The organism is Emticicia sp., from assembly GCF_049241225.1.
GTDB lineage: Bacteria > Bacteroidota > Bacteroidia > Cytophagales > Spirosomataceae > Emticicia.
The window spans coordinates 1-6,454 of record NZ_JBMLRC010000416.1 but is presented as its reverse complement, the minus strand read 5'-3'; the positions used below and the strand labels follow the sequence as shown (position 1 = coordinate 6,454).

Below are 6,454 nucleotides of genomic sequence, written 5' to 3'. Positions count from 1 at the left end.
AAACCAGGTTTACACTTTGATGAATATTACCGCTACGCCGAACCAGCTTGGAACGAACGCCGCATCAATAATATCAATCAACATTTCGTAACGGCTTTTCTGGGAATACATTTGAAGAAAAAAGATTACGCTAAATACTTGGATGTAAATCAAAACTCTAATGATAAACCGTGGACAGGTTTCAAACCTCGTGCTTCGGTGGGTTTAGAAATGCTTCATGCTGAGGCTGGGAAGTAATGAAATATTTAGAGGTGATTTTAGTATATTCATAAGGTAGTTATTCATTGCCGTCTGTGCGACCCAGTCTGCTTTAGCTGACGGTACTTGAGGAACTCTAACAATCGGCTTTAGCCAAAACCCATTTTTGGCTAAAGCCGATTTGATTTTTACACTTTTATCCGTCAGCTAAAGCAGACGGCAATGAGAACAAAGAAAAACAGTTTTTCAATACCTCCAACTCGTCAAATCTACTCCTTTGGGTGCTGTTTTCTTCATATCTTCCACCCATTTTGGAATAAACATTCGGTGGTAGCGTAGGCGACTAATGTAATTTGGTTGCGTGTGGTCGCCGTTCCAACAATGTTCGGCACGGTCGCCGTAATCTACTTCACCTTCGTAGGCTGGACTATTCAAGTTTTTCAGTTCGGCTTCGGCCAAATATACCGCATTATTAAGATAAAAATTATCCATATCTCCGCAATAAATTCTGATTTTTCCACGCCATTTATCGCCATATTTTGGCCAGTCACGTTTCAAAATATAAGTTAAATCGTAGTTTTCTTTCCAATATTCGGCTACTTTTTTGTCAATTACGCCCGTTTTTTTGTCCCAAATAGATTGTGGGTAGCCATCTTTGCCAACTGGCGAAAACACAGCCTCCCAAATATCCCATTGTTGCCCACTTCTCGACTTCGTGCCGAGTGCCGCTTCTCGCATATTCATTTCTTTTACGGTAGCCGTTAGTTGTCCTAAATAATCTCGGTAGCCTGGGCGTTCGGTTTTCTTGAAATCACTTTCGTAGAAATACGCATTTTTATCTTTATAAATATCAACTGTTGTGAAAGCTCTAAAGTCAATCGGGTCTGGGCAAGCAGCGTAGCAACCGCCGTATTCGTTCGGATATTTTACTTGCACGGCCAAAGCCTCCCAACCGCCCGTTGAGCCACCGTAGGTAAATCTGGCCCAACCTTCGCCAATTCCTCTAAATTGTTTTTCGATGTACGGAATCAGTTCATATGTGATGGCATCGCCATACGGCCCAATGCTTTCGGAATTTACGGCATAAGAATCATCGTAGTAAGGACAAGCGTGTTGGATTTCGATAGCCAAAACTCTCGGAAAATTTGGGCCAGTCCACATTTTGTAAAAATCGTAGGCTTCTTGCTGAACAATTTTGTTATAGCCATAAATTTTGAATCGTGGGCTATAATCATCGGTTGGCATGCTGGCATCAGGTGGTGTTGTGCGGAAACCATCGAAATCGCTCGGAAAATGCCCATGATAAATCGCCAAAGGGTATTTCACATCTTTGTGTTCGTCAAAACCTTCGGGTAACAAAATATGAGCTCCCAAATACATTGGCCTGCCCCAAAATTCAGTTAGAAGTTTGCTCTGAATCTTGATATGCTTGATATATTTCGTGTCTTTTGGCTCTTCGATTGGAGGAATCGTTTGGTCGAGTTTGACTAAAATATTTTTTGCTGTTTTAGGATTTAGCGAAACTTTTATTGGTTTTGAATAAATATTTCCAGGAGCTAAATTCCATTGTTGTCCTTCACCTCTATCCATTGGAAGCTTGACAGTTTTACCATCTTTTCGATGAAAAGTTTCGTACTTATGGAGCAAAACTTGTACAAAATATTCGCCCGCCGGAATATCCTTTAGATTTTGAATCGGATAACCCGTTGTATTGCCCGAATTCATCATTTTAGGTTTGTTCGACTCCCAATTATCAAGGTCTAAGCCAAAAACCAACTGTGTATCATGGCCGTCGAGAATCTGAAATCGTGGTTCGGATTTATCATTTTTTGAAAGCATCAATATCAGTCGACCATCAAGCATACCTTGGCTCGGGAAGCTGACCGTAATATTGATTTGGGCGGTTACTGAATATGCAACCAGCATTAGAAAAACGAAGAAATTTCTTTTCATAGTTGATGAGCTGTTTTTACCAAAGATAAATTGTTTTTAGTAAAAAATAACTCTTTTTTTTCTATTTTCCCTCTGAAGACTTCATCAACAATATTGAAGCAATAAATATGTTATAAATCTTGCGTGCTATAGATTTCTATAGACATGAGTCATCCCAAATTTCAATGGGTTTTATGCTTATTTTACTTGCATTTTATTTTCTTTTCAAAATAATACCTTACTCGTAGACTTGTAGTCCAGTAAGAATCATTTTTGTCATTTCCTCGTTCTGGAAATGGATTAGGAAAACCAATAGTAGGTGGAAGATTCGGGCCAGTTCCGGAAGAAGAAGGAAAGCCCAATCGATTGCTTATTTCATTGAATGTTAGGGTTCTATCTTGGCCAGTCTGAGCGGCTACTCGTTCGGTACTTCTGTTTTCTAATGCAGTATTAGCGTTGCTGTATGGGCCTTTGATAATATCATCAAGGTTATCTATAAATGTTACTCGGTAGGAAATTTCTGCAACTAAATCGAGTTTTGAATTGAGTTTTCTTCTGAAACCTAAACCAATTGGAATACTGAAGTTTAATTTTGAATTGCTTGGTGAAATATTTATGTTAGTCCAATCTCCCTTGCTACTTGTTGAGACATTGTATTTTTCTCGAGCCATTGGCTGGTTAATGAAAAGATTGATTCCCGAAAACAAATAAGGTGTTTGGTTAGGTCGATTTGACGTTCGATTGCTAAAGCCATTGCTGAGATTTATGATACCAACCAGAGAAAATTCTTTTATGTCGTTTCTAAAATGGAGGTTTCTGAGAAATTGTAAATCAAAAGCATCAGCGGTAGGCCTCGCATTCATGTTGTTTTTGGCAAAAACAAAATCATCCCCTGCGATTCTGACCCACGCAAAGCCAGTTCTGAGAGAAAAAAAAGGTGAAAATTGCCAGGTTAAATTGGATGATACATTCCATCGAACAGTAGACGAAAATGAATATAGATTATTTGTGGGATGTATGTCGCCAAAATAATGTGCTGTGCCAGCCCCCAAATCTACTGACAGGGTTTTGTTGAATCGTTCCCAGGGAGATTTATATCGGCCTTGACCCAAACAATTTATTTGGGCAAGTGCCATTATCAATACAAAAACTTTTTTCACGTAATTTTTCTTTATAGGTTTTTTGTATTCTTGCTGGTAAGGTTTTAAGTACTCCTCAGTCAAAAGTCGACAGTCTGTGATTTTATAAGGTGTTTATTATCAATAATTTACATTGATATAGCTATCGATAGTTTTTCGGAAACTTACTTAACTTACCAGCAGGATATAAAATTATTCGAAAACCTGATTTTATTTCATTCGATACAAATTCGGCAAGGAATCATAGTTTTGATAGTTTTACTATTGTGCTACAACTCTCATGATACATCTACGACCATCATCACCGATGATTACTAAATAATTAACGTTACGGATTAAAGATTCAGATTTTATCCTGTAGATATTTGGTCCACTCAAGCTACTATCGAAGCCAAGTTCTTGTCCGAGTGTATCATAAAACTTGATTTCTTTTGCTTTAATATTACGGAAGTAAACGTTGAAATCCATTCGATTCGGAACCGGATTCGGGAACGAAACACAATATGGCGTTTTATCAAATTCAACTTGTTTTGGGTCGAGTACTTTCCTTGTACCATCTTTATCAACATATACGATTCGATAGCAATTAACCCCTCCATTAGGGAAATTATCTATGAATTCATAAGAACTTCCAGCAGTTTTGCTTAGTACTTGGCCGATTTCTACAAAGTTTTTACAATCACTGCTTCTTTCGATGATATAATAGTTACCTTGAATCTCAAGGTTGGTTTGCCACGTTACAGATGCCGATTTTTCATCTTTTTTGTTGACATCAAACTGAGTTGTAGTCATATATTTATTGGCAGTTGCTCCAACTTCTGAGAAACGGTTGAGGTCAAATTGTAGGTAGAAACTTTCATTGGTGAAGACTTTTCCAACAATGTTCTTATACAAAACTTCGCTAATACCTTCCTTGAAATTATCGTTATCCTCAAAACCACAGTTTTCTCTTACACCATCATAATGCACTATGTTGAAGTCATTGATTGTGAGCGATGATAATTTAGTTGCTTTTTTATAGTCATTCAATTCATTATTGAGATAATATAATCGTAAAGAAACAGCTATATCGAAAGAATCTTTAACTGAGCTGTTTATGTCAAAATATCTACTCATGAGGCGTGTGCCAAAACTGGTAGTAGGAATTTTGTCTTCACCGTTTCCATAGTGTCTGATTTTAAGTGTTATTCTTCCTAAATTCTGACCATTCGGATTAATAGAGGCATATAATCTCCCGTAACTGTCAAATAAGTTAAACCATTTATTTCCGTTCACCGAGTCAGCTACAGCCTCTAAACAGTCTATGTTGCCTACTACAAACTGGGCAGGGTCCTGATCGTCTTCGTCATATTTTTGAATTGAGCCACCCACTATATCAAATCTACCATCTCCATTACCTAAAATATAGTCATCAGTAGGCGAGTTTACTTTTCCACCAATATCATTATTAGGGTTTTTATCATAGCGGCTATCGCTATCACGGTCGATGATAAGTTTTCCATCTTTGTCGAGTGTGGCTCTGAAAATTTCAGATTTATTGATATATGCACCCGCTGGAGTTTGTGGTTTGATTTTTAGTAGTATTTCAAATTTAGTACTATCTCCGCCCGCTAAACTGTCAATTCTGGTTATTGCGTTGGTATCAATCGAAATAATTCTATTGTTTGAAATAAGTGTGTCTATTGATAAATTCCATCGTTGATTAATACTAGGAGATTTGATAAAAATAGTTCCTTTTGGAATATAATCTACCACATCAATATTGTAAAGTTTTCGATTTTTGCATTGGTTAAATACTGTAATTTCGAAACGAGTTGAGTCGTTTGGTAAATAAACAGCTGTTACCGGACTTGATAATAACCTTTTTCTGAGGGCTAAATCTAAACAAGTATCTCCAGGAGCAACGACATTGATCAAAGCTGGGTCTTCATCGTCCTCATCATATTTGGGAATTACTCCACCAATAACATCGAATTTCCCGTCGCCATTACCTAATACATAATCATCGGTTGGAGAATTTGCTTTTCCACCTATATCATTATTTGGATTTTTGTCGAAGCGGCTATCAATATCTGCCTTGACACTATTTTTAGCTAATTTATCTAAATCTGCACCAAAGATTTCAGCTTTATTAATAAGTTCACCTGTTTTAACGTCTGAAGCTAATTTTAGTGTAATTTTCATTGTTAAACTATCCCCAGCCGATAAACTATCTATTCTTCGTACTACATTGCTTCCATCATTAGTCCATCCACCGCTGACATAAGCCATTCCAGTCGGAATATAGTCTATTACATCAATATTATAAGCCTTAACTTTACCTTGATTGAATACGGTCACATTAAAGTCAACTAAATCGTTTGGTTTGAATGTAGTATTAGAAGTAGAGAGTGTTTTTCTCAAGGCAAGGTCGAATACAGCCGGTGTACAGTCATTTACCGTGATTGTAACAGGTACACGGCCACTTTCACACCCATTTGTGCTTATTTGGCTCACAAAGTAAATCTTTTGGCCGAGTAAATTAGCATTTGGTTCTGGGATAGCAACTGCTGCTGAATTAGAATCATACCAGAGAAGTTTATTCTCAGAATCAATATTTATGGAGGTTAATGAAAGTTTGTCGCCTAAACATGTGATAATATTACCCGAAACAATTGGAGTATTGGTGGTTTTTCCATCTGCAATACCAATATTTCTGGTTATTGAGCATCCTGCGGCATCACTAATGGTAACTGTATAAACGCCAGCTGAGAGGTTTGAAAGAGAAGCTGAGGTTTGCCCATTGCTCCAAAGATATCTATATGGAGTTATCCCACCAAATACATTTGTGGATATTGACCCATTATTACCACCTTGGCATAGTACATTATTTACATCAAAATTTACACTTAGCACTGCTGGTTGGGTGATTGTAGCAGAGGAGTTTACAATACAACCATTGGCATCTTTAAGAGTTAAAGTATATATTCCTGCCGATAATCCCGTGAATACATTACTACTTTGGAAGTCTATACCGTCTTTTGAATATTGATATATTTTAGTACCACCATTTCCTGAAATTGATATAATACCAGAGTTATTGGCATTACAAGTCAGGTTGGTTGTTGTAACTTCCATAATCAAAATTTCGGGTTCAGTGATGGTGACAGCAGCAGTAGCCGCACAGAGATTGGCATCATTGACCG

2 protein-coding genes and 2 pseudogenes are annotated in these 6,454 nt (G+C 37.4%); 1 reads left to right on the top strand and 3 read right to left on the bottom strand.

Features of this window, described 5'->3' with window-relative positions; translation table 11 throughout:
* Positions 1 to 237: pseudogene (locus ACOVO2_RS21480) on the top strand (dienelactone hydrolase); the annotation flags it as partial.
* Positions 238 to 444: 207 nt separating this feature from the next.
* Here the strand turns inward: ACOVO2_RS21480 and ACOVO2_RS21475 are convergent.
* The 3 genes and pseudogenes from ACOVO2_RS21475 to ACOVO2_RS21465 all read right to left on the bottom strand — a co-directional run.
* Complete coding sequence (locus ACOVO2_RS21475; protein WP_421771954.1) at positions 445 to 2,151, bottom strand: hypothetical protein; 1,707 nt, start codon at positions 2,149 to 2,151, stop codon at positions 445 to 447.
* Positions 2,152 to 2,333: 182 nt separating this feature from the next.
* Positions 2,334 to 3,290, bottom strand: a complete 957-nt coding sequence (locus tag ACOVO2_RS21470) for a DUF6089 family protein (protein ID WP_421771953.1) — start codon at positions 3,288 to 3,290, stop codon at positions 2,334 to 2,336.
* A 240-nt stretch (positions 3,291 to 3,530) separates the two neighbouring features.
* A pseudogene (locus ACOVO2_RS21465) lies at positions 3,531 to 6,454 on the bottom strand (hypothetical protein); the annotation flags it as partial.

Excerpts from the sequence above, each read along its gene's own strand:
- ACOVO2_RS21475 (WP_421771954.1), bottom strand. The coding sequence starts at position 2,151 with ATGAAAAGAAATTTCTTCGTTTTTCTAATGCTGGTTGCATATTCAGTA.